The organism is Micromonospora sp. NPDC047465 (genome assembly GCF_040643125.1).
Lineage (GTDB): Bacteria > Actinomycetota > Actinomycetes > Mycobacteriales > Micromonosporaceae > Micromonospora.
The window spans coordinates 77,512-98,054 of record NZ_JBEYTP010000013.1; the positions used below are offsets into that span (position 1 = coordinate 77,512).

The window sequence follows — 20,543 nt, forward strand, 5'->3', positions numbered from 1 at the left end:
ATCAAGGGGTGCGTCCGGCACCGTCGGGCCGCGCGTCGCCCACCGTCGCCGTGGCAGCGTCCAGCACGGCCCGGAGCGGCGCGTGGGGAAACCCCTCGCCCGTGCCGGTGTCCGGCCCCAGCCGGGTGCTGTAGAAGGGTTCGTCGTGGCGGTCGTCCTGACGGGCCCACAGGTTGCCGGCCTCGTCCCGCTGCCAGGTGACGTTCTGACCACGGAAGTCGGCGCGTTCGAGCCAGTCGGCGCCGCACGGCCAGTAGCCCTCCCACTGCGGAGGGCGCAATGCGGCGTATGCCTCGTCGACGGCGGCGACGGCCTGGTCCACGTCGTCGTCGTCAAAGACGGCGGCGAATCGGCACAGCAGGGCCAACGGCGCCCCGGGGTGCTGCAGCTGCGGATCCCGCGCGGCGATCGCCCGACAGATCAGGTCGAGTTCGGACCAGCGCAACGCGTACGGGTGCCAGTGTGCGAGATCGTCCCATCCGAGCTCGGCCGGCTCGGCCGAGTCAGGGGTGGTGACCTCCAGGCTGTAGGAGTCGACCGAGGCGTCCATGCTCAGGACGACGTGGTGGCCGTCGCCGACCTCGAAGGCCACGTCGAGCGACGAGTCGTCGGAATCCTCATCCGCATCGTCGTCATCGTCATCGTCGTCGTCCAGCAGGTCCTCGATGTCACCGAGCCGATCCGCCCCGGGTCCCTCCTCGTGGGCGAAGGTGTACCGCGCCCAGAACACCGGATCGCGCAATGACTCTTGCAACACTGGTGGAGTCGCCACCAAGAGGACTATAGGGACGGCACGAGCGGCATCCCGAACGGGGTCAGCGGCGTGGTGGGCTGGTCAGCGTCCGCCAAGAGGGGGCGGCTGTTCGTGGGCAGCGGGAGAGGTTTGTCGAGGGACCTGTCCCGGGGGCGGCTCACCGCTCGCCGCCGGGGATCGTGTGAGCGTCCGATGTTTGCCGGGGCTCACGCCGTGGATCCGCTTGAAGGCCGCGCTGAAGCCGAAGGCGTCCGCGTACCCGAGCCGGCGCGCCACGGCGGCGACCGTCTCGGTGGTCTCGGCCAGCATGTCGGCGGCGAGTGTCATTCGCCAGTCGGTCAGGTAGGTCAGCGGCGGCTCACCCACCAGTTCGGTGAAACGTTTGGCCAGCGTCGTGCGGGACACCCCGGCCCGGGCGGCCAGGGAGGCGAGCGTCCACGGCTCACCCGGGGCGTCGTGCATGGCGCGTAGCGCCGGGCCCACCGTGCCGTCGCTCAGCGCCCGATACCAACGGGGTGCCTCGGCGCCCGGCTGGTCGAACCAGTCCCGGATCGTGCAGACCAGCAGCCAGTCCAGCAGCCGGTCCAGCACGATCTGCCGACCCGGGCGGCACCCGCCGAGCTGGAAGTCCAGATAGTCGCGCAGCGATGAACAGTCGTGCTCATCCGGTACGACCAGCACCGGCGGGAGCACTCCGAGCAGCCGCTGCGGCGCCTGGCTCCGGACGTGGTACGCCCCGGCCAGCAGCACCGTCTGCTCGGCCGGGCCGGTGTCCGGTGGCTGGGCCACCAGCGACTGGCCACAGCTGACGTCCCGCAGTTCGTCCGGCCGGAAGCTCGACCGGGGCTCGGCGGAGAAGACGAACGGTTCCGGTCCCCGCACCACGACGGCCTCGCCGACCCGTACCAGAAGTGGCTTGTCGCTCTCCGGGTGGACGATCCAGCCCTCGCCACGCAGCGGCACGCAGAGCGTCAGGGGCGCGCCGTCGGTGAAACGCAGCGCCCGCGACGGTGACAGCACCGACCGGCCGAAGGCGGCACCCTCCGCCCGTACGTCCCGCAGCAGACTGTCGAACGGGTCCATTCCTTCACGATAGGGCGCGGACGATCACGCATGCCCGGCGTACGACCAGCCATGTCCGGCCGCCGGCCGGGCCGGTTGACTCGTGGCCATGACGAAAGAAACGAACGAGATCCTCGTCATCGGGGGAAGCGGCAAAACCGGACGCCGGCTGGTGCGCGCGCTGCGGGCGGCGGGCGCGCGCGTACGGGCGGCTTCCCGCTCGGGCGAGGTGCGATTCGACTGGACGCAGCCGACCACCTGGCGGCCGGCCGTGGAGGGAGCGTCGGCGGTCTATCTCATCGCTCCGGCGGACCCCGAGACGGCTGACGACTTCGTGTCGCGGGCGGTGAAGGCGGGCGTCGGCCGGTTCGTGGCGCTCTCCGGACGCGGAATCGACAAGATCGACGGGGATTTCTCGCCGAGCATGGTGGCCGCGGAGCAGGCCGTGCGCGATTCCGGCGCGGAGTGGACGATCATCCGCCCGAACAACTTCAACCAGAACTTCGACGAGGACCTGTGGCGCCAGCCGCTGGCCGACGGCCGCCTGGCCCTGCCGATGGGTGCCACGCCGGAGCCCTTCATCGACGCCCAGGACGTCGCCGACGTCGCCGCGACCCTGCTGACCGAGGACGGTCATCACGGGCAGGTGTACGAGCTGTCAGGCCGCCACGCGCTCACCTTCGCGGAGGCGGTGACGACGATCGCCAGGGCGGCCGGCCGATCCATCAGGTACGTGGAGTTGACGCCGGAGGAGTACCGGACCGAACTGCTCGCCGAGGGTTACTCGACGGCCGACGCGACGGCGCTCAACGCCATGTTCGCGGGGATGCGCGCCGGGTATCTCGCCGAGCCGACCGACGCGGTGCGGCGACTCCTCGGCCGCGATCCGATCGACTTCGACACCTACGCCGCGAGGGCTGCCGCGGCCGGCGCATGGTCGTGACGCAGCCGGGACGGCAGCCGATCTGGTACGGCGGCCCGGGATCGCCCGTTGGACGACGCCCGTCTACACAGCGATCCCGGGCTGCCTCCTGTCGACGACACCCGGAAGCCGGCAGGACCGGTTGTCGTGCCCGCTAGTCGCCCACCGGCGCCGCGCGGAACGTTCGCCGATACGCACGCGGCGACACCCCGGTGGCGGCCAACAGGTGCTGCCGGAGCGAACCACCCGATCCGAACCCGGCCTGCTCCGCGATCCTGTCCACCGTCAGGTCCGTGCTCTCGAGCAGTTCCCGGGCGCGTTCGACCCGCTGCTGGGTGAGCCAGGTCATCGGGCTCACCCCCACTTCGTCCTGGAACCGCCTGCTGAATGTCCGCACGCTCATGTTCGATCGGGCGGCAAGCTCCGCCAGGACCAGCGGGCGATCAAGATGTTCGAGCGCCCACGCTCGGGCCGGTGCCGTCGTCGTCGAGTCCGCTTCGACCACGGGCCGCCGGATGTACTGGGCCTGGCCTCCGTCGCGCCAGGGTGGGACGACGCAGGAACGGGCCGCCTCATTGGCGATCTCACTGCCGTGGTCCCGTCGGATCACGTGCAGACACAGATCGATTCCCGCCGAGACGCCTGCCGAGGTGAGAACGTTGCCGTTGTCGATGAAGAGAACGTCGGCATCGACGACGAGGTCCGGGTAGAGGCCCTGTAGGCGGTCGGACTCACGCCAGTGAGTGGTCACCCGGCGTCCGTCGAGAATGCCCGCCGCCGCCAGGACGAACGAACCCGTACAGATCGCCATGACGCGCGCGCCGGGGCGGACAAGCCCCAGCGCGTCACGCAGCGGCGCAGGAAGCGCCTTCTGTTCGCCCCACTCCCGCCCGCTCGCCGAGGGAGGGATCACCACGGTGTCCGCCTGGGCCAGCGCCGTGTGGTCGTGATCCACGGCGATCGCGAAGTCGGCCGAGGTGTCTACGGGGCCGCCATCGAGCGAGCAGGTGGTCACCGAGTACAGCGGCTTGCCGTCGGAACCGAGGGCGGCGCCGAAGAGCCGCGAGGGGATGGCCAGCTCGAACGGGACGACGCCGGGAAGCGCGAGCACAACGACGCGATGCATGGCCAGATCCTGACACATGTTGTCCATCTGGCCACTGTAGCGGCCCTGCCCCTCCGGAGATGCTGGACGGGCGCGGCCCCTGATGCGGCCGACACGACAGGTGAGGAGCACAGTGACAACCAGCTCAGGGCGAGCGTCCGACCGGATGCTCGCGGTCAGCCAAGACGCGGCCGGGGCACCCGACGTCCTGAAGATCATCGAGACGCAGCGTCCGGTCCCCACACTCGGCGAGATCCTCGTCCGCGTCCACGCCGCGGGAGTGAACCCCACCGACTGGAAGACCCGCGCTCGCGGCCAGTTCGCCACCGGCGCGCTCCCTCCGTTCGTCCTGGGCTTCGACGTCTCCGGGGTGGTCGAAGAGGTGGGGCCCGGGGTGACCCTGTTCGCGCCGGGCGACGAGGTGTTCGGCATGCCGCGCTTCCCGCATCCGGCGGGCGCGTACGCGGAGTTCGTGACCGCCCCCGCCCGGCACTTCTGCCGTAAACCGACAAACATCGACCACACGACCGCCGCGGCGTTGCCGCTGGCGTCCCTGACCGCGTGGCAGGCTCTCGTCGACACCGCCGACGTCCAGCCGGGCCAGCGCGTCCTCGTCCATGCCGCCGCCGGCGGAGTCGGGCACCTGGCGGTGCAGATCGCCAAGGCACGCGGCGCATGGGTCGTCGGCACCGCGAGTGCCGGCAAGCACGACCTTCTTCGCGGGCTGGGCGCGGACGAGTTGATCGACTACACGACGGAGGACTTCGGCTTCCTCCGAGACATCGATGTCGTGCTCGACACCGTCGGCGGGGACTACACCCCGCGCTCACTCCGGACCCTGCGCAGGGGCGGGATCCTCATCTCGCTTCTGCCCATGGCCCCCGACTTCCCCGCCGACCTTGCCGAGGAACTCGACGTCCGCGCCACCCGAATCCTCGTCGAGCCCGACCACGCGGGCATGAAGGCGATCGCGGATCTCGTCGCTCGTGGGCAACTGCGGCCACTCGTCGACACCACTCTCCCGCTGAGGGAGGCGGCTCAGGCCCACGAGCGCGGCGAGACCAACAGCACCACCGGGAAGATCGTCCTCTCCGTCGTCGCCTGAGGCCCGCCCTCGCACGCGACGCTGCTCCAACCACGTCACTCACAGAGGAGTTCCATCCGCATGAGCAACGCGACACCTCCCAGCACGGCCGCCGTCGTCGAATCCTTCTTCGCGCGATTCGGCACCGGTGATGTACCCGGACTCGTCGACCTCTTCGCCGACACATTCGACTTCGCGGTCAGCGGGACCCCCAACATCCCCTGGTCCGGGCGGCGCTCCACCCCGGCCGAGCTGCCGGACTTCTTCGGCTCGTTCGGACGCGTACTCGGACCGGCTCAGGAGTACAACGTCACGGCGACGATCGTCGACGGGGAGAACGCGGTCGTGCTCGGGCACAACAAGTTCGAGGTCCTCGCCACGGGGAAGACGTTCACCAACCACTTCGCGCTGCACATCGGTGTCAAGAACGGCAAGATCACGACCTATCACATGTACGAAGACACCTATGCGATCGACGCCGCGTTCGCCGCGTGAGCCGCGGACGAGCTGACCACGGTTGAGCCGTGCGGTGATCGGAATCGACTGTCCGGATCCCGATCACCGCACGCTGTGCCTCACCACCCGTTGCCGAACAGCGAGAACCGTGCCGCCGTACGACCGACGCAGCCCGGTAGCGATCCGGTACACGCTCCTTACCCTGATGGCTTGGCAGACTGACGGCGTGACCGATGAGCACAGCCAGGACGAACCCGACACCGACCAGCCGCCCCGGACACCAACTCTGAAAATCGCGAGGCAGTTGGCAAGGGAGTTGGTTGGGGTGGCGACTGTGGAGGTCGTCGGCATCAAGGGCGGGATATCGGTCGACGTCACACCATGTAACCGCGATGCTCGCGCCTTCGGATGGGCGGACTTCTCCCATGAACTCATCCTGCAGGTCGGCAACTATGGCGGCCGATGGGAACTGGGAGCCGGCCCCGAAGACGTCGCCCTACTCGAAGACATCGCTCGCTCAGTGATCGCCGGCAGGGTTCGGGAGGTGTTCGCTCCGGGTCGCTCGGCCATCTCGGTCACGCTCGCCGATGGAGCCGTGGAGACCGAGATCGGAGGCAAAGCGCCAGCCGGTTGCCTGCCGCTACCCTTCTGGCAGCGTTGGTCGCGCGGCATCCAGTACGCCCCGTACCGGTACGACGGTGCGAGCGCCAGTTTGGAAGATCGTTCTCGGCTGTCGTGATCTGTCGGGATCGCCAGGTCATCTGGAGTTACTGCTGCCCGATCATGACCGCTGCTGACCGTCTGAGACACCCACTACTGGCACGCTGCTGGCAACGACGTCGCGAGGCGCGCGGTTGTCCAGCGACGCACGGCTTACCGTCCCCGGCCCTGGGGCCGGGGACGACCTGGCGTGCTGGCGGCTTGCCGCGCGCCTGGACCCCGAATGGCATGCCGCGCAGCGACGCGGCAATCCCTGACCGGGCGTGTAGGTCGACGTCGCTAGGCTGGTCCTGTGATTGATCTTCAAGTGCGGACCGAGCTTGGGGACATCGTGGCGCGCAGTAGCGGGTTTGACTGGACTCAGGAACTCATCGATCTCGACAGGTCCACGTATCCCCTTCTTAGCGGCCTCTGCGCGTACTTGGACACCGTCTTCAACCAGCGTCAGGTCCCGATGCTGCTGGAGGAGTTGGACCGGCTACCCCCGGGAAGTGTGCTGAACGAGGAGAGCAGAAGTGAGATCCGGAGGCTCTGCGTCCTGGTCAGCGAACGTTCCCACCACTACCTGTGGTTCGTTGGCGATTGACGGACGGTCCTGTCGGCACGGTAGCGGGTTTGTCTTGCCAGCAGCGCCTGCTGCGTGTCGAGGCCTGCCGGACGCTGGCACGTAGCTACCTCGCTCTCGTCTCCGGGCCGCGGGCGGCTTGCCGTAGGCGCCGGTCCACCGCGGCCAGTACCCCAGACGTCGGTGGCAAGCCGCGCAGAGGCGCGGCAGTGATCGCCCCGTCCTCGACGGCGGCCACCCATCCTCGCGATCGTCCCACCGTAAGAATGCGTTCGTGTCGTCTCCAGTCGGACAGTCTCGACGCAAGGATCTGGGTACAGTCCCCGCCGTGAGCCTTGGATCTCGGCGAGCCGACGGCAGGCCTGTACTCGGAACCATGGCGATAGTCACGGGACTCTTGCCCTCGCTGCTAACCATGTCGAGCGACTCAAGGTCGACCGAACCGCATATCCTCGCGCTCCTCCTTGCCCTGACGGGGTCGGACTGCGCATCGAAGCGGCGATCAATGGAGCTCGGGCCTAGCGAAGCTGGTGGCCGCGCGCGGCCGATGCCAGCCGGAGGCCGCCAGCATGCCTGTGCACGGCCACCGCGCCGCGCTTGCGCGGCGCCTTGATCCCAGAGAAATCGTTTCGGTAGTGGCGGGCGTAGGTACTCGTCATGACCCACGCATTACGAGCCCGTTCCGACGCGCTGGTCCTAGCGCCAAGGGTGGTGTCGTGGTCCGCGGTCGTCCGAGGGTGCTGGCCGGTTGGCTGCTCACATGGCTGTTCGTGAGGCCCGAAGGCATACCAACCACCAGTCGCACCGCTGAGGTGGTTTCATCTGATCATGATGCAGCCCGTACGTCGCGCGGCCTACCAGCTGTACGCTCGCCGCCTGCAAGCCCAACTGGCCGGCACCTCACTGCCGCGACATGTGGCCATGGTCATGGACGGTAACCGACGGTGGGCACGGCAGATGGGCTTCGACGACCCAGGGGTGGGCCACCGGTACGGCGCGGAGCACATCCACGAAGTACTTGGCTGGTGTGCCGAAATGGGCATTCGCCACGTCACCCTGTTCGTCGCGTCTGTCGACAACATGCGCAAACGCGCGTCCGACGAGGTCGAGAACCTCATGCGGATGATCGAACAGGTCGTCGCGGAGCCACTCCTACGGCCGGCCAACCCATGGCAGCTTCACCTGGCCGGTCGCGCGGACGTCCTACCCGACACAACACGCCACGCGTTGAAGCTCGCCGAAGACGCCACCGCTAAGCGGGGCGCCGACTTCCACCTCACCGTGGCCGTCGGCTACGACGGCCGCGAGGAAATCGTCAGCGCCGTTCGTTCCCTGCTGGAGCAGGAGGCACAAGCAGGCGCCACACTGGATGACGTCGCGCAACGCCTCACCGCCGACACCATCGCCGCACACCTCTACACGGGCGGCCAACCCGACCCCGATCTCGTCATCCGTACCAGTGGAGAACGCCGCATGTCCGGGTTCCTGCTCTGGCAAGCCGCCTACTCCGAGCTGTACTTCTGCGACGTGTACTGGCCCGGATTCCGGAAGATCGACTTCCTTCGCGCCCTGCGCTCCTACTCCGCCCGCAGCCGACGTTTCGGAGCGTAACGACAGCGTCCAACCCCCAGACCAGGTGCCTACGGCCAACGTGCTGGCCATCGTCGTGACGATTCGCTACAAGAGGAAGATGCCGCCGGCGGGACACCGCGGGTTTGTGAAACTCGGTGTGTCGTTCGCTGACGTCGACAGAGCTTGCACCACGAGTCCGTTTACAAGAGTGACGCTGGAGCCCGCCCCGGTAAGTACCCTGCCGAGACCCCGGTATCCGGTGGCAAGCCGCGAGTCGGCGCGGCAGCGACCGCCTGCCCTCGGCGGTGCTCCGGGATCCCGCGATCGTCACGGCCTTGTGGGAGGGCCTTGGAGGGCTAGGGCGTGTCCTGTGAATCAGGGCTGGCTCCGAGAATCCCCTCGGTGATGCCCGGCAGAGCTTGGGTTAGGACAGCGGGCTGGGGTGGCCGGGTGATCAGAGAGATCGTGACCTGGCCCGGTACTGGGGAGGGCAATAGCTGGTCGCCGGGATTGGCCCACCAGCGGGCTGCCAGGAGCGGCACGAGAGCCGGAGTCTGGCGGTGGCAGGCGATACGGAGGGTGGCCTCGATGGTGGGGCCGAGCTGTGGAGCGGCTCCGAGGGCGGAGAGCTTGGCTCGGACAATCTCACCGGCCAGGTTGATCGTGGAATAGAGCACCGTTTGACCTGCCAGCGGCCGCTTTCCTTCCCGCGGGGGTGCTGCTCCTTCGGGCAGGACCAGGACCAGGGGCGAGACCCCAAGGAGCGTGCGCTGCAGCCCGCGGGGCAGGCTGGTCTGCTCGGCGATCGAGATGATCGCGGCGTCCAGCAGGCCGTCATGGATCTGCTGAACCAGCACCGGCCCGTGGTCGACCTCGGGATGGACCGTCACGCCGGGCAGCTCGACGGCCAGGGCGGTGAACACGATCGGAGCAAGGGCCTGGATCGTGCCGACGGCCAGAGAGGGCGCGTCGGTGGTGGCCGCCAGGACCTGGTCGGGCAGCGCATCGATCTCGGCCAGCAGGCGGGCAGCCTGACGGGCCAGTTCCCTCCCGACCGGGGTAGGCCGAGCCCCTGTCGTGTCACGGTCGAACAACCGGGTCCCGAGTCGGCGTTCCAGGGCCGCCAACCGACGGGACGCCGACGGCTGGGTGGTCAGCAACTCCTTCGCGGCCGCACCGACCGAGCCGTGGCGGGCGACGGCCTCAGCCAGCGTCAGGTCCTCGATGCTCAGGCGGGAGGTCATGCCCGCAGTGTATGAGCAGGCTTCGCCGAGTGTTCTCTACCTGCGGTGACGTTGCCCACGCAGGATCGAGGACGTGAGAAGATCTCTGCTGCTGCTGACCGTGATCACGTTTGTGACCTGGATCGGGACCCGCATGACCGCGGTTGCCCTGCCCCTGGTCGCACTGGCCGAGACTGGCGAGGTCTGGGCCACCGGGCTGGTCGGTGGGATGGCCGGCCTGCCCCTGCTGACGGTGGGGTGGTGGGGCCGGGGACTGCGCGACCGGCTGATCTCCGGACGGGCCCTGGCAGCGGTGATGGCCGTGAACGCTGCCGGTCTGGCCGTCGTGCCGGTGGCGGCACTGGCTGGGCAGGTCGGCGTGTTCGCGTTGTGCGCCTCCGGGTTGGTGACCGGAGCAGCGGGCGCGCTGCTGGGGCCGGCACAGCGGGCCTTGGTTGCCGACCTTGCCGACGAGCACGTGGCCCAGGGCGGCCAGACAGGTTCGGCTCGGTGGTTGGCCTGGCAGGACCTGGCCCACCGGGTCTCAATGATCCTCGCCCCGCCCGCCGGGGCCTGGCTCGTCGTCGCGTGGGGCGCGCAGCCTCTGCTGTGGTGCGAGGCCCTCGTCGTCGCTCTGGCGGCCGTGGTGATGCTCGCAGTACCCGCAGCCCACCGGCACGAGCCGACCCCGGAGGGCGAGACGCCCGAGGGTGTTTCTGCGCTGGACGTGGTGCGGTCTTACCCTCAGGTCGCCGCAGGGGTCCTCATGGCCGGGGTCGGCGGGGTCTGCTGGTTCGGGTTCAGCCTGGGCCTGGCCGTTCTCGGCGTCGAGCACGGCCAGCCCGGCGCGTTGATCGCTGCCGGGATGAGCGGGTACGGGACCGCCTCCGTGATCACCTCGCTCCTGGTCCCGCTGGTCATCGACCGCTTGCCACGGGTGCCGCTGATGGTGGTCTCCTGGGTCGTGCTCGGGGCCACGTTCGTCCTACTCCCCACGGCGGCGCCGAGCCTGGCCGTCATCGCCGCACTGGCAGCGGTGGGTGGGGTGGCCATGCCGTGGGGGATCGCGGCCCTGAACGCTCTGATCAGCGAGCAGACCACCGGGGCGGAACGCAGGGCGGCGTTCACCGTGCAGACCGTCCTGCACTCGGGCGGGTCCTCCCTGGGCCTGCTCGTCGGCGGCGCGCTCATCGGGTGGGCCGGGACCGGCCCTGTCCTGGTCGCTACCGGCCTCGCCCAGGTGCTGGCCGCAGCAGGCGGGGCACTGTGGGCCTGGAAGGCCCGCGACAAGGCCATCGCGGGGCAGGAGCGTTGGCGGGTACAGCGCGGGACCGTGGCAAAAGGCGCACGCACCAGTTCCTGAGGAAGAGCACGACATGACTGGGCGTGACGACCTCACCGACGAACAGTGGGACCTGATCGGCCCCCTCCTGCCTGCCTCCGGCAAGGGCGGGCAGTGGCGCGACCACCGGCAGGTCGTCGACGGCATCCTATGGCAGCTGCGCACCGGCGCACCTTGGAGGGACGTCCCGGAACGCTACGGGCCCTGGAAGACCTTGCACGAACGCTTGCGGCGGTGGACCACCGACGGAACCTGGGACCGCATCCTCGCCCACGTCCAGACCCGTGAGGGCGACGCCGGGAAGATCGAATGGATCTTCTCGATCGACTCCACGGTGGTGCGTGCACACCAGCACGCGGCCGGCGCCCGGAAAACGGGGGCCTGCCACGCAGCCGAGATCGAGGGTCTCGCGCAACCCGGGGAGGCCCTCGGCCGCTCGCGCGGCGGACTGAGCACCAAGATCCATCTGGCCACCGACGCCCGAGGTCTGCCCGTGGTCGTGCTGCTCACGCCCGGGCAGGCCGGGGACAACCCCCAGCTCTTGCCACTGCTTGACCAGGTCAGGGTCAAGACCTCCGGCCCCGGGCGACCGAGGAATAGACCAGACTGCGTGCTGGCCGACAAGGCTTACTCCAGCCCCGCCACCCGCCGTGCCCTCAGGAAGCGCGGGATCCGACTGGTCTCTCCTGAAAAAAGGACCACGCCGCCCACCGGCTTCGCCGGGGCTCCCGGGGCGGGCGCCCTGTCGGGTTCGACGCCGAGGCATACAAGGGCAGGAACGTCGTGGAGCGGTGCTTTAATCGGCTCAAGCAGTTCCGGGGCCTGGCCACCAGGTATGCGAAACGGGCCGTCTACTACCGGTCCTTGGTTGTCATCGCCGCGATCATGCTCTGGCTACGTTGATTCGCAGGACACGCTCTAGGGCGAACCCCTTTGACAGTTAAGCGATCATCCGCTGATGGATCTCAACGACACTGGCGCGGTGACGAGCCGCGAGGATCTGGCGGCCTACGTTCGGGCGCTCGCCGAGGCGTCGGCTACGCCTCCGGACTACTGGGAGAACGTCGACCTGCCCCGGTACCTCGACGCCGCGTCCCGCTGGATCGGCAGCATGGATGGCTGGGCACGCGACCAAGGCCGAGAGCTGCCTGAGCAGCCCACCTGGTCGCTGGTCGCAGACATCCTCAGGGCGGCCTGCGTCTACGAGTAGTCGAGACCGAGACCGACCCGTGCCGCAGCCGCACGTAGCCATCGACGCAGACCCAGGGCTACCCGCTGCGCGACCGGGTAGTCGGGAGTTGAGCGGAGGGTGTAGGGGCGGGCGGGGCGGGTAGGCCCTGCGACGCAGGTGGGAGGTGCGGCCGGTGCGCGGGGGCGACGATGAGCCGAACGGACCGGAGGCCGCTGCCGATCGCGGGCCCCATGTGCTGCGGGAGTACGCGCTGCTCGCCGACGGGCGCCGCGGCGCGCTCGTCGGTCCGGACGGGAACGTGAGCTGGCTCTGCGCCCCGGGCTGGGCCGACCCTCCCCTCTTCAGCCGGCTCATCGGCGGCCGGGGCGACTACCTCGTGACCCCGGCGAACCCGCGGTTCGTCTGGGGAGGGCACTACGAAGCGGCCTCCCTGGTGTGGGTGAGCCGCTGGGTGACCACGAACGGGATCATCGAGTGCCGCGAGGCGCTCTTTCTTCCCGGCGAGAAGCATCGGGTGGTGCTGCTGCGCCAGATCCGCGCGGTGGACCGGGAGGCGGTCGTCCGGGTCCGGCTGGATCCTCGGGCCGACTTCGGCCGCGAGCCGATGCGCGACGTACGGCGGGAGGGCCCACACTGGCTGGCCCGCTCGGGCAGGCTGCACCTGCGGCACAGCGGTGGCGAGATGCTCGGCCGGACCGAGGACGGCCCGCTCTGCGGCGAGATCACCGTACCGGCGGGCGGCCGGCACGATCTGGTGTTGGAGATCGCCACCCACCCGCTCGACGAGGCGCCGCCTGAGTCCTTCGAGCTGTGGCGGACGACCGAATACACCTGGCGGCAGCTGGCGCCCCCGCTGGCCGGCGGCCCCGCCCAGCGGGACGCGGTTTTCGCGTACGTTGTGCTGCGCGGCCTCACCCAGCCCGGCGGGGGGGGATGGTGGCGGCGGCGACCACGGCACTGCCGGAGCGGGCGCTGGCCGGGCGCAACTTCGACTACCGGTACGCCTGGCTGCGGGACCAGACCTTCGCCGGCCGGGCGTCGGCGCTCATCGGCCGGTACGACCTGCTGGACTACGCCGTCGCGTTCCTCACCGAACGGGTGCTGGCCGACGGCGATCGGCTCTCCCCCGCCTACACCGTTGACGGCGACCCGGTCCCCGACCAGGAGGAGCTGGGTTACCTGGCCGGCTATCCAGGGGCGCCGCCGCGGGTCGGCAACTGGGTCCGCGGGCAGTTCCAGCTCGATGTCCTCGGCGAGACGCTGCTGCTGGCCGTCGCCGGGCGGCACGACCGGCTGGACCAGGCCTCGTGGCAGGCGCTGGAGCTGGCGGCCCGGATCATCGGGAAACGCTGGCGCGACCCGGACTCCGGCATCTGGGAACTGCCGCCCCGCCAGTGGACCCACTCGAAGCTGATCTGTGTGGCCGGGCTGCGCGCGGCGGCCGGGGTCGCGTCGGGCGGACAGGCAGGACGATGGTTGGCCCTGGCCGATGCGATCCTCGCCGACGCGGCAGCCCACGGGCAGCATCCGTCCGGGCGTTGGCAGCGGGCGTACGACGACGGGCGGGTCGACGCCGCGTTGCTCTTCCCCGGCATCCGGGGCGCGGCGCCGGCAGGGGACGCGCGGACCGAGGCGACCCGGCGGGCGATCCTGGCGGAGCTGGAATGCGACGGATAGCTGTACCGGTTCCGCCCCGACAGCCGCCCACTGGGGGACGCCGAGGGAGCGTTCCTGCTCTGCGGATTCGCGGCCGCGATGGCCGCCTGGCAGGCCGGCGACATCGTGGGGGCGAACCGGTGGTTCGAGCGTAGCCGGGCCGCCTGCGGCCCGGCGGGCCTCTTCACCGAGGAGTACGACGTGCAGCAGCGGCAGTTGCGCGCGAACCTGCCCCAGGCGTTCGTGCACGCGCTGATGTTGGAGACGGCGGTAAACCTGGGTCAGGCGGAACCCTGCCCATCGCCCGGCTGAGCGGTCTACCCGCCGCCCGTGCCCGAGATGAGTGCCAGCCCGGTCTCCGGGTCCACCCGCTTGGCCAACTCCGGCGCCACCTCGGAGATCATCACCTCCAGTGTCGGCCACACCCGGCCCCGGAGCAGGTGCCCGCCCACGGTGCTGCCGTCGGCGCGGCCGAGCACCGCGTGCACGTGCAGCGCCGGCTCCCCGCCCTGCTCGGCAACGTCGCCGAGCAGGGAGAGCACCTCGACCTGCTCGCGTACCGGGATCGGTTGGTAGTCGCCGGTCTCCCGGTCGAACCAGCCGACCTCGGCGTCGGCGAAGCCGCCGACGGCGGTCACCCGGGCGGCGTGTATCCGATGCTCGCGCAGCGCCGCCCCCACGGCCTCGACCGCCTCCTCCCCCTTGTCGCAGACGACCACGAGGACCCGTCCGGTCTGGTGGTGCATCTCGTGCGCCCTCATCGCCGACCGTCCCGCCGCCAGCCGGCCGGCCGGGCGGTCACCGTGCTGCCCCGACCGGTCGGGCGACCACTGGTGTGCCAGGCCGGCACCGCCGTCGTCGCGTCCATCGCACCCTTTCCTCTCTCCGGCGCGGCCTCAGCCCACCCGGTACCGCTCCGCCTCGGCGGCACGCAGCTCCAGCCCGTGGCCCGGCCGGTCCAGCGGCACCGGGGCGCCGCCTCCCGCCGCGGACACCGCACCGTCGAAGAGCATCGCCTCGATCCGGACGTGGTCGTGGAACCACTCGATGTGGCGCAGGTTCGGCGTCGCTGCCGCCACGGCCAGGTGCTGGTGGGGCGCGCAGTGCGCGGACACTTCCAGGCCCGAGGCGGCGGCCACCGCCGCCGCCCGAAGGAATTCGCTGATGCCCCCGCACCGCGTGGCGTCGATCTGCAGGCAGTCGACGTACGGGGCCATCCGATGGAAGTAGACGAGGTCGAAGCCGTACTCCCCCGCCGCGACGTCGGGCAGCACCTGGTCGCGGACCAGCCCGAGGCCGACCAGGTCGTCCGAGCTGACCGGTTCCTCGTACCAGCGCACGTCGAGGTCGGCCGCGGCCCGGGCCATCCGTACCGCCTGCTTGCGCTGGTACCCGCCGTTCGCATCGACGTACAACTCGGCGTCGTCGCCGATGGCGCGTCGGGCGGCCACCATCCGGGCCAGGTCCCGCGGCGCATTGGTGCCCCCGGACTCGCCAATCTTGATCTTCACCCGTGGGATGCCCTCGTCGTGTACCCAGCCGGAGAGCTGCCGGTGCTGCCGCTCGGCGTCGTAGGTGGTGAATCCGCCGCTGCCGTAGACCGGCACCTGCCGGCGGGCAGTGCCGAGCAGCCGGGCCAGCGGCAGGCCGTGCCGGCGGGCCCTGAGGTCCCAGATCGCGCAGTCGGCTGCGGAGAGCGCCAAGCCGGCGACTCCGGGCCGTCCGGCGTTTCTCAGCCGCCGCCGCATGGCCGACCACGCAGCCGGTACGTCGTCCGGGTCGAGTTCGGCCACCACGGGCGCGAGCAGGTCCGTGACGACCGGAACCACCGCCGCGGGCCCGTACGTCCAGCCGGTGCCCACCTGACCGTCGGCCTCCGCGCGGACCAGCACCATGGTGGTGCTGTCCCAGGCGAAGGTGCCGTCGCCCTCGGGCGCGTCGGTCGGTACCCGGTACGCCGCCGCGCTCAGCCGCACCGCCGTCACCGCCCCCGGCGGCGGCTGGCCAGCGCGGCGACCGGCGCCAGCGCGGCCAGCCCGACGAGGCTGGTGGCGAGTACGCGGGCAGCCCGGGAGGTCCGCTGCGGGCGTTGCCCCCACCGCTGCTCGGGGCGGGCGGTCACCCGCTCACCACGCAGGCCGGCCCGCAGCAGTTCGGCGAGGTGGATCGCGGAGCGACCGCCGGTGGCGCTCTGCTCGACCTGCGTACGGCAGCTGAAGCCGTCGGCCAGGATGACGTCCGTGTCGGCGGCGCCCCGGACGGCCGGCAGCAGGACCCGCTCGGCGCAGGCCACGGAGACCTCGTAGTGCCCCGCCTCGAAGCCGAAGTTGCCGGCCAGCCCGCAGCAGCCCGAGTCGAGGAGTTCGGCCTGGACCCCCGCATCGGTGAGCACCGCCTGGTCCGCGGTGGTGCCGAGGACGGCGTGCTGATGGCAGTGGGTCTGGATCAGTGCGTGCGCGGGCAGCTTCGGCGCCTGCCACCCGGGGCTGTGGTCGTGCAGCAGCTCGGCCAGGGTGACGGTCTGCTGCCGCAGACGGTGTACGTCCTCGTCGCCGGGGAACAGTTCCCGGGCGTCGCTGCGGAACACCGCGGTGCAGCTCGGCTCCAGCCCCACGATCGGGGTGCCGGCCCGCAGGTGGGGTCGGAGCACCTCCACCGTCCGCCGCAGCACCTTCTTCGCCATGCCGAGCTGTCCCGTGGAGATCCAGGTGAGCCCGCAGCAGACCGGCTGCTCCGGCACCCGGACCCGCCAGCCCGCCGCCTCCAGCACCTCCACCGCCGCCTGGGCGATGCCCGGCTGGAAGTGGTTGTTGAAGGTGTCCGGCCAGAGCATCACCTCGCCGCGCCAGCCGTCGCCGGTCGGCCAGCGGTCCGCGAACCAGTGCTGGAAGGTCTCGGCAGCGAAGACCGGGATCTCCCGGCGCTGGTCGATGCCGCCGGCCAGCTTGGCGATCCGGCTCAGCCCGGGTGCCTGGGCCAGCGCGTTCACCACCCGGGGCGCCCGGGCGGCGACCGCGGCCACCGCCGGCAGCCAGCCCATCGAGTAGTGCGGGCGGGGCCGGAGCCGGCCCTGGTAGTGATGGGACAGGAACTCCGCCTTGTACGTCGCCATGTCCACGTTGACCGGGCAGTCGGACTTGCAGCCCTTGCAGGCCAGGCAGAGGTCGAGCGCGTCGCGGACCGCCTCGGAGCGCCAACCGTCGGCGATGGTGCCGCCGCGGGCGGTGCCGTCGAGCATCTCGAACAGCAGGCGCGCCCGACCCCGGGTGGAGTGCTCCTCCTCCCGGGTCACCATGTAGGACGGGCACATCACCCCGCCGTGCGGTCGCCGGCACTGGCCGACGCCCACGCAGCGCAGCACCGCCCGGCCGAAACTGCCGTCGTCGTTCGGATAGTGGAAGTGGGTCGCCACCTGGCCGTGGTTGTAGTCGACGCCGAGCCGCAGGTGGCTGTCCAGCGGGTAGGAGGCCACCAGCTTGCCCGGGTTCATCCGGTCGTCTGGATCGAAGATCGCCTTGAACTGCCCGAACGCGCTGACAAGCCGGTCGCCGAACATCTTCGGCAGCAGTTCGCCGCGGGACTGCCCGTCGCCGTGCTCTCCCGAGAAGGAGCCCCCGTAGGAGACCACCAGATCCGCGGCGCGCTCGACGAACGAGCGGAACTGCCGCACCCCCTCGGCGGTCGTCATCCTGAACGGGATGCGAGTGTGGACGCAGCCCTGCCCGAAGTGCCCGTAGAGCGAGGCCTGTTCGAAGCCGTACTCGCGGAACAACGCGTCGAGATCGCGCAGGTAGTCGCCGAGCCGTTCGGGAGCGACGGCCGAGTCCTCCCAGCCCTCCCAGGTGTCGGGTTCACCCGGCACCCGAGCGGTGGCACCGAGTCCGGACTCGCGGACCAGCCACATCTGGCGCTCGTCTGCCTCGTCGTCGAACCGGTGCGCGGTCGGCCCGCCGTCGCGGCACAGATCGTTGATCATCCGCTCGGCCGCGGCGTCGGCCTCCTCGCGGGTGTCGCCACCGAACTGCACCATCAGCCAGCCGCCGCCCGCGGGCAGCTTGTGCAGCGCCTCCGGGTGCAGGTGCTTACGCTTCTCGAAGTTGATCAGCTTGTCGTCGAGCCCCTCCAACGCGATCGGGTCGTACGGCAGGACCCGCGGCACGTCGTCTCCGGCGGCGGCGATGTCCGGGTACGACAGGAACACCATCGACTTGGCCCGTGTCACCGGCACCAGCATCAAGCGGGCCCGCAGCACGGTGACCAGCGTCCCCTCGGAGCCGACCAACGCCTGTGCGACGTGGAAATTCTTCTCCGGCAGCAGGCTGTCCAGGTTGTATCCGGAGACCCGGCGCGGGATGCGCGGGTAGCGGGTGCGGATGTCGCTCTGGTACTCGTCGCGCAGCGCCCGCAGTTGGCGGTAGATCTCGGCCTGCCGACCGCCCCGTCGCTCGATCTCGGCGTACTCCTCGTCGCTGGTCTCGCCGACCCACATCCGGGTGCCGTCGTAGAGCAGTACCTCCATCTCGACAAGGTTGTCGACCACCTTGCCGGTGCGCTGCGCGCTGGAGCCGCAGGAGTTGTTGCCGATCATCCCGCCGATGGCACAGTGGCTGTGGGTGGACGGGCGCGGCCCGAACTCCAGCCCGTGCGGTGCCAGCAACTCGTTGAGCGTGTCGAGCACGATGCCGGGCTCCACCAGGCAGGTGCCGGCCTGCGGGTCGACCTCCAGCAGCCGGTTGCAGTACTTCGACCAGTCGATGACCACCGCCACGTTGGTCACCTGTCCCCCCAGGCTGGTACCGCCGCCCCGGGAGAGCACCGGCGCGCGGTGGCGGCGGCAGACCGCGACCGCGGCCACCGCCGCCTCGACGGTCCGGGGCACCACCAGGCCGAGCGGCACCTGGCGGTAGTTGGAACCACCGGTGGCGTACGCGGCCCGCGAGCCGGCGTCGAAGCGCACCTCCCCGTCCACCTCGGCGCGCAGGTCCGCGGCGAGCGCGGCCAGGTCGGCGTGGTACGCCGGCTCGGGCGGCCGCAGGACGGGCCCGGGCAGGGACACCGGCTCCGCGGCCGGAGCTGCCCTGCGTGCCGTGCCGGTGACTCGCCGGGTCATGACCGCAGCTCGTTGATCTTGTCTCGGGCCACGGTGGCGAGGGTGGCGACCTTGTGCGGCTGGCCCCGCAGGAACGCCTCGGTGAAGTGCTTGGCCTGTTCGTACCGGACCTTGCCGGGCATCGGCGGTTCGTCCGGGTTGACGTCACAGTCGACCAGCGCCGGGCCCGGATGCGCCAACGCCCCACGGATCGCGTCCGGCACCGCCTTCGGGTCGGTGACCTTCACGCCGTACCCACCGCAGGCCCGTGCCCACGCGCCGAAGTCGGCCTCGGGCTGCCGGTGCCGCACCGCGTACTCCGGGTAGCCGAGCACGATCTGCTCCCAGAGGATCTGGCCGTACGAGTTGTTGTTGTTGATCACCACCTTGATCGGCAGCTCGTGCCGCACGGCGGTGAGGAACTCGGCCATCAACATCGCGAAGCCGCCGTCGCCGACGAACGCGATGACCTGCCGGCCGGGGAACGCGTGCTGCATGGCGATCGCGTACGGCAGGCCCGGCGCCATGGTGGCCAGGTTGCCGGAGAGGTAGAACTCGCGGCCGCCGCGGATGGTCCAGTGCCGCGCCGCCCAGGTGGCGATCGTGCCGGAGTCGCAGGTGAGGATGGCGTCCGAGGTGGCGGCCGCGTCGATGCAGCTGATCAGGTACTGCGGGGCGATCGGATCCCGCCCCGGGTCCTGCAGGGCGATCATGTCCGCGCGCCAGGCGTCCCGCGCCCGCTGGTACTTCGTCAGGAAGGACCGGTCCGAGCGGGCCTGGAGCATCGGCAGCAGCTGCTGCAACGCCAGCTTCGCGTCCGCGGTCACCGCCGCCTCCACCGGCAGGCGCAGGCCGATCAGGCTCGCGTCGATGTCGATCTGCACCACCTTGGCCTGCCCCGGCGCGGGCAGGTACTTCCCGTACGGGAACGAGGTGCCCACCATCAGCAGGGTGTCGCACTCCTCCATCAGCTCCTCGCTCGGCTTCGTGCCGAGCAGGCCGAGGCCGCCGGTGGTGAGCGGATGGTCGTCCGGCACCACCAGCTTGCCGGGCAGCGTCTTGACGATCGGACTGGCCAGCGCCTCGGCCACCGCGAGCACCTCGTCCCGGGCGTGGCGGGCACCGACGCCCACCAGCATGGCCACCCTCTTCCCGGCGTTGAGCACCTCCGCCGCCCGGGCCAGGTCGACCTGCGCCGGCGCCACCGGCGGCTGCGACACCACGGCGCTGCTCGCCGGTGGCACCCCCGGGCTGACGTGCCGGTAGGGATCCTCGCCGACGGCGGCGACCTGCACGTCGTTGGGGAACGTCAGATGAGCGACGCTGCGCCGCGCCAGGGCGTGCCGGATGGCGATGTCGACCACGCCGGGCACCTGCAGGGGGTTGGTGACCATCAGGTTGTACGCCTCCGCCACGTCCTGGAAGAGCAGCGCCGTGTGTACCTCCTGCTGGTAGTGGGAGCCGAGCACGGACGTCTCCTGCATGCCGGTGATGGCGAGCACCGGGACGTGGTCGAGCTTGGCGTCGTAAAGCCCGTTGAGCAGGTGGATGGCGCCCGGCCCGGAGGTGGCGACGCACACCCCGATCCGGCCGGTGGCCTTGGCGTACCCGGTGGCCATGAAGGCCGCCGCCTCCTCGTGGTGCACCAGCACGAACCGCAGCCTCTCCCGCTGCCGACGAAAGCCCTCCATCAGGCCGTTGATGCCGTCGCCGGGGAGGCCGAAGACGGTGTCGACGCCCCACTCCACCAGTCGTCGGGCAAGGCCTTCGCCTACGATCTCCTGCACGTCACGCCTCCTGA

17 protein-coding genes and 1 pseudogene are annotated in these 20,543 nt (G+C 70.6%); 10 read left to right on the forward strand and 8 right to left on the reverse strand.

The genetic code is table 11. The annotated features are described in order from the left end of the window. Position 1: 1 nt before the first annotated feature. Positions 2-772 carry a hypothetical protein gene (locus ABZ793_RS14610; RefSeq protein ID WP_357456947.1) on the reverse strand — a complete coding sequence of 257 codons (771 nt, stop codon included), beginning with the start codon at positions 770-772 and terminating at the stop codon, positions 2-4. A gap of 63 nt (positions 773-835) precedes the next feature. Then, positions 836-1,837: an AraC family transcriptional regulator gene (locus ABZ793_RS14615; RefSeq protein ID WP_357456949.1), complete on the reverse strand. Its 1,002-nt coding sequence runs from the start codon at positions 1,835-1,837 to the stop codon at positions 836-838. A gap of 88 nt (positions 1,838-1,925) precedes the next feature. Between ABZ793_RS14615 and ABZ793_RS14620 the strand changes: the two genes are divergently transcribed. Continuing rightward, positions 1,926-2,759: an NAD(P)H-binding protein gene (locus tag ABZ793_RS14620; RefSeq protein WP_357456951.1), complete on the forward strand. Its 834-nt coding sequence runs from the start codon at positions 1,926-1,928 to the stop codon at positions 2,757-2,759. 133 nt (positions 2,760-2,892) lie between these two features. Here ABZ793_RS14620 and ABZ793_RS14625 read toward each other — a convergent pair whose 3' ends face one another. Then, positions 2,893-3,891 carry a helix-turn-helix domain-containing protein gene (locus tag ABZ793_RS14625; RefSeq protein ID WP_357456953.1) on the reverse strand — a complete coding sequence of 333 codons (999 nt, stop codon included), beginning with the start codon at positions 3,889-3,891 and terminating at the stop codon, positions 2,893-2,895. Positions 3,892-3,976: 85 nt separating this feature from the next. Here ABZ793_RS14625 and ABZ793_RS14630 point away from each other — a divergent pair, with 85 nt between their 5' ends. From ABZ793_RS14630 to uppS, 5 genes are all read left to right on the forward strand, one after another. Next, the gene (locus tag ABZ793_RS14630; RefSeq protein ID WP_357456954.1) at positions 3,977-4,948 is read left to right on the forward strand and encodes an NADP-dependent oxidoreductase; all 972 of its coding nucleotides are present in this window, start codon (positions 3,977-3,979) and stop codon (positions 4,946-4,948) included. A gap of 60 nt (positions 4,949-5,008) precedes the next feature. Next, the gene (locus tag ABZ793_RS14635) at positions 5,009-5,422 is read left to right on the forward strand and encodes a nuclear transport factor 2 family protein (protein ID WP_357456955.1); all 414 of its coding nucleotides are present in this window, start codon (positions 5,009-5,011) and stop codon (positions 5,420-5,422) included. Positions 5,423-5,609: 187 nt separating this feature from the next. Further along, positions 5,610-6,122, forward strand: a complete 513-nt coding sequence (locus tag ABZ793_RS14640) for a hypothetical protein (protein ID WP_357456957.1) — start codon at positions 5,610-5,612, stop codon at positions 6,120-6,122. A 273-nt stretch (positions 6,123-6,395) separates the two neighbouring features. Next, positions 6,396-6,689 carry a hypothetical protein gene (locus ABZ793_RS14645; RefSeq protein ID WP_357456959.1) on the forward strand — a complete coding sequence of 98 codons (294 nt, stop codon included), beginning with the start codon at positions 6,396-6,398 and terminating at the stop codon, positions 6,687-6,689. A gap of 807 nt (positions 6,690-7,496) precedes the next feature. Further along, on the forward strand, positions 7,497-8,279 hold the full coding sequence (gene uppS, locus ABZ793_RS14650; RefSeq protein WP_357456961.1) for a polyprenyl diphosphate synthase: 783 nt from the start codon (positions 7,497-7,499) through the stop codon (positions 8,277-8,279). 317 nt (positions 8,280-8,596) lie between these two features. On the opposite strand, the gene ABZ793_RS14655 is transcribed toward uppS, so the two are convergent. Beyond that, positions 8,597-9,484 (reverse strand): LysR family transcriptional regulator, encoded by an 888-nt coding sequence (locus tag ABZ793_RS14655; protein ID WP_357456963.1) that lies wholly within the window; start codon positions 9,482-9,484, stop codon positions 8,597-8,599. 73 nt (positions 9,485-9,557) lie between these two features. Here ABZ793_RS14655 and ABZ793_RS14660 point away from each other — a divergent pair, with 73 nt between their 5' ends. The 4 genes and pseudogenes from ABZ793_RS14660 (at position 9,558) to ABZ793_RS14675 (ending at position 13,965) form a co-directional block, all read left to right on the forward strand. After that, a complete protein-coding gene (locus tag ABZ793_RS14660) occupies positions 9,558-10,826 on the forward strand; it encodes an MFS transporter (RefSeq protein WP_357456965.1) in 1,269 nt (422 codons plus the stop codon). 13 nt (positions 10,827-10,839) lie between these two features. Beyond that, positions 10,840-11,708 (forward strand): IS5 family transposase gene (locus ABZ793_RS14665; RefSeq protein ID WP_357456967.1). Its coding sequence is split into 2 segments (ribosomal slippage): positions 10,840-11,497 and positions 11,497-11,708, totalling 870 coding nucleotides; the frame shifts between segments, so codons are not numbered across the junction. A 55-nt stretch (positions 11,709-11,763) separates the two neighbouring features. Continuing rightward, positions 11,764-12,015 (forward strand): hypothetical protein, encoded by a 252-nt coding sequence (locus ABZ793_RS14670; RefSeq protein ID WP_357456969.1) that lies wholly within the window; start codon positions 11,764-11,766, stop codon positions 12,013-12,015. A 154-nt stretch (positions 12,016-12,169) separates the two neighbouring features. Beyond that, positions 12,170-13,965: pseudogene (locus ABZ793_RS14675) on the forward strand (glycoside hydrolase family 15 protein). A gap of 5 nt (positions 13,966-13,970) precedes the next feature. Here the strand turns inward: ABZ793_RS14675 and ABZ793_RS14680 are convergent. The 4 genes from ABZ793_RS14680 to ABZ793_RS14695 form a co-directional block, all read right to left on the reverse strand. Continuing rightward, positions 13,971-14,414 (reverse strand): PPC domain-containing DNA-binding protein, encoded by a 444-nt coding sequence (locus ABZ793_RS14680; RefSeq protein WP_357456971.1) that lies wholly within the window; start codon positions 14,412-14,414, stop codon positions 13,971-13,973. A gap of 135 nt (positions 14,415-14,549) precedes the next feature. Further along, a complete protein-coding gene (locus ABZ793_RS14685; protein WP_357456973.1) occupies positions 14,550-15,629 on the reverse strand; it encodes an enolase C-terminal domain-like protein in 1,080 nt (359 codons plus the stop codon). A gap of 5 nt (positions 15,630-15,634) precedes the next feature. Beyond that, positions 15,635-18,763, reverse strand: a complete 3,129-nt coding sequence (locus ABZ793_RS14690) for an FAD-binding and (Fe-S)-binding domain-containing protein (protein ID WP_357456975.1) — start codon at positions 18,761-18,763, stop codon at positions 15,635-15,637. Further along, complete coding sequence (locus ABZ793_RS14695; RefSeq protein WP_357456977.1) at positions 18,760-20,529, reverse strand: thiamine pyrophosphate-dependent enzyme; 1,770 nt, start codon at positions 20,527-20,529, stop codon at positions 18,760-18,762. The genes ABZ793_RS14690 and ABZ793_RS14695 overlap by 4 nt, the downstream gene beginning before the upstream one ends. Between the last annotated feature and the right edge of the window lie 14 nt (positions 20,530-20,543).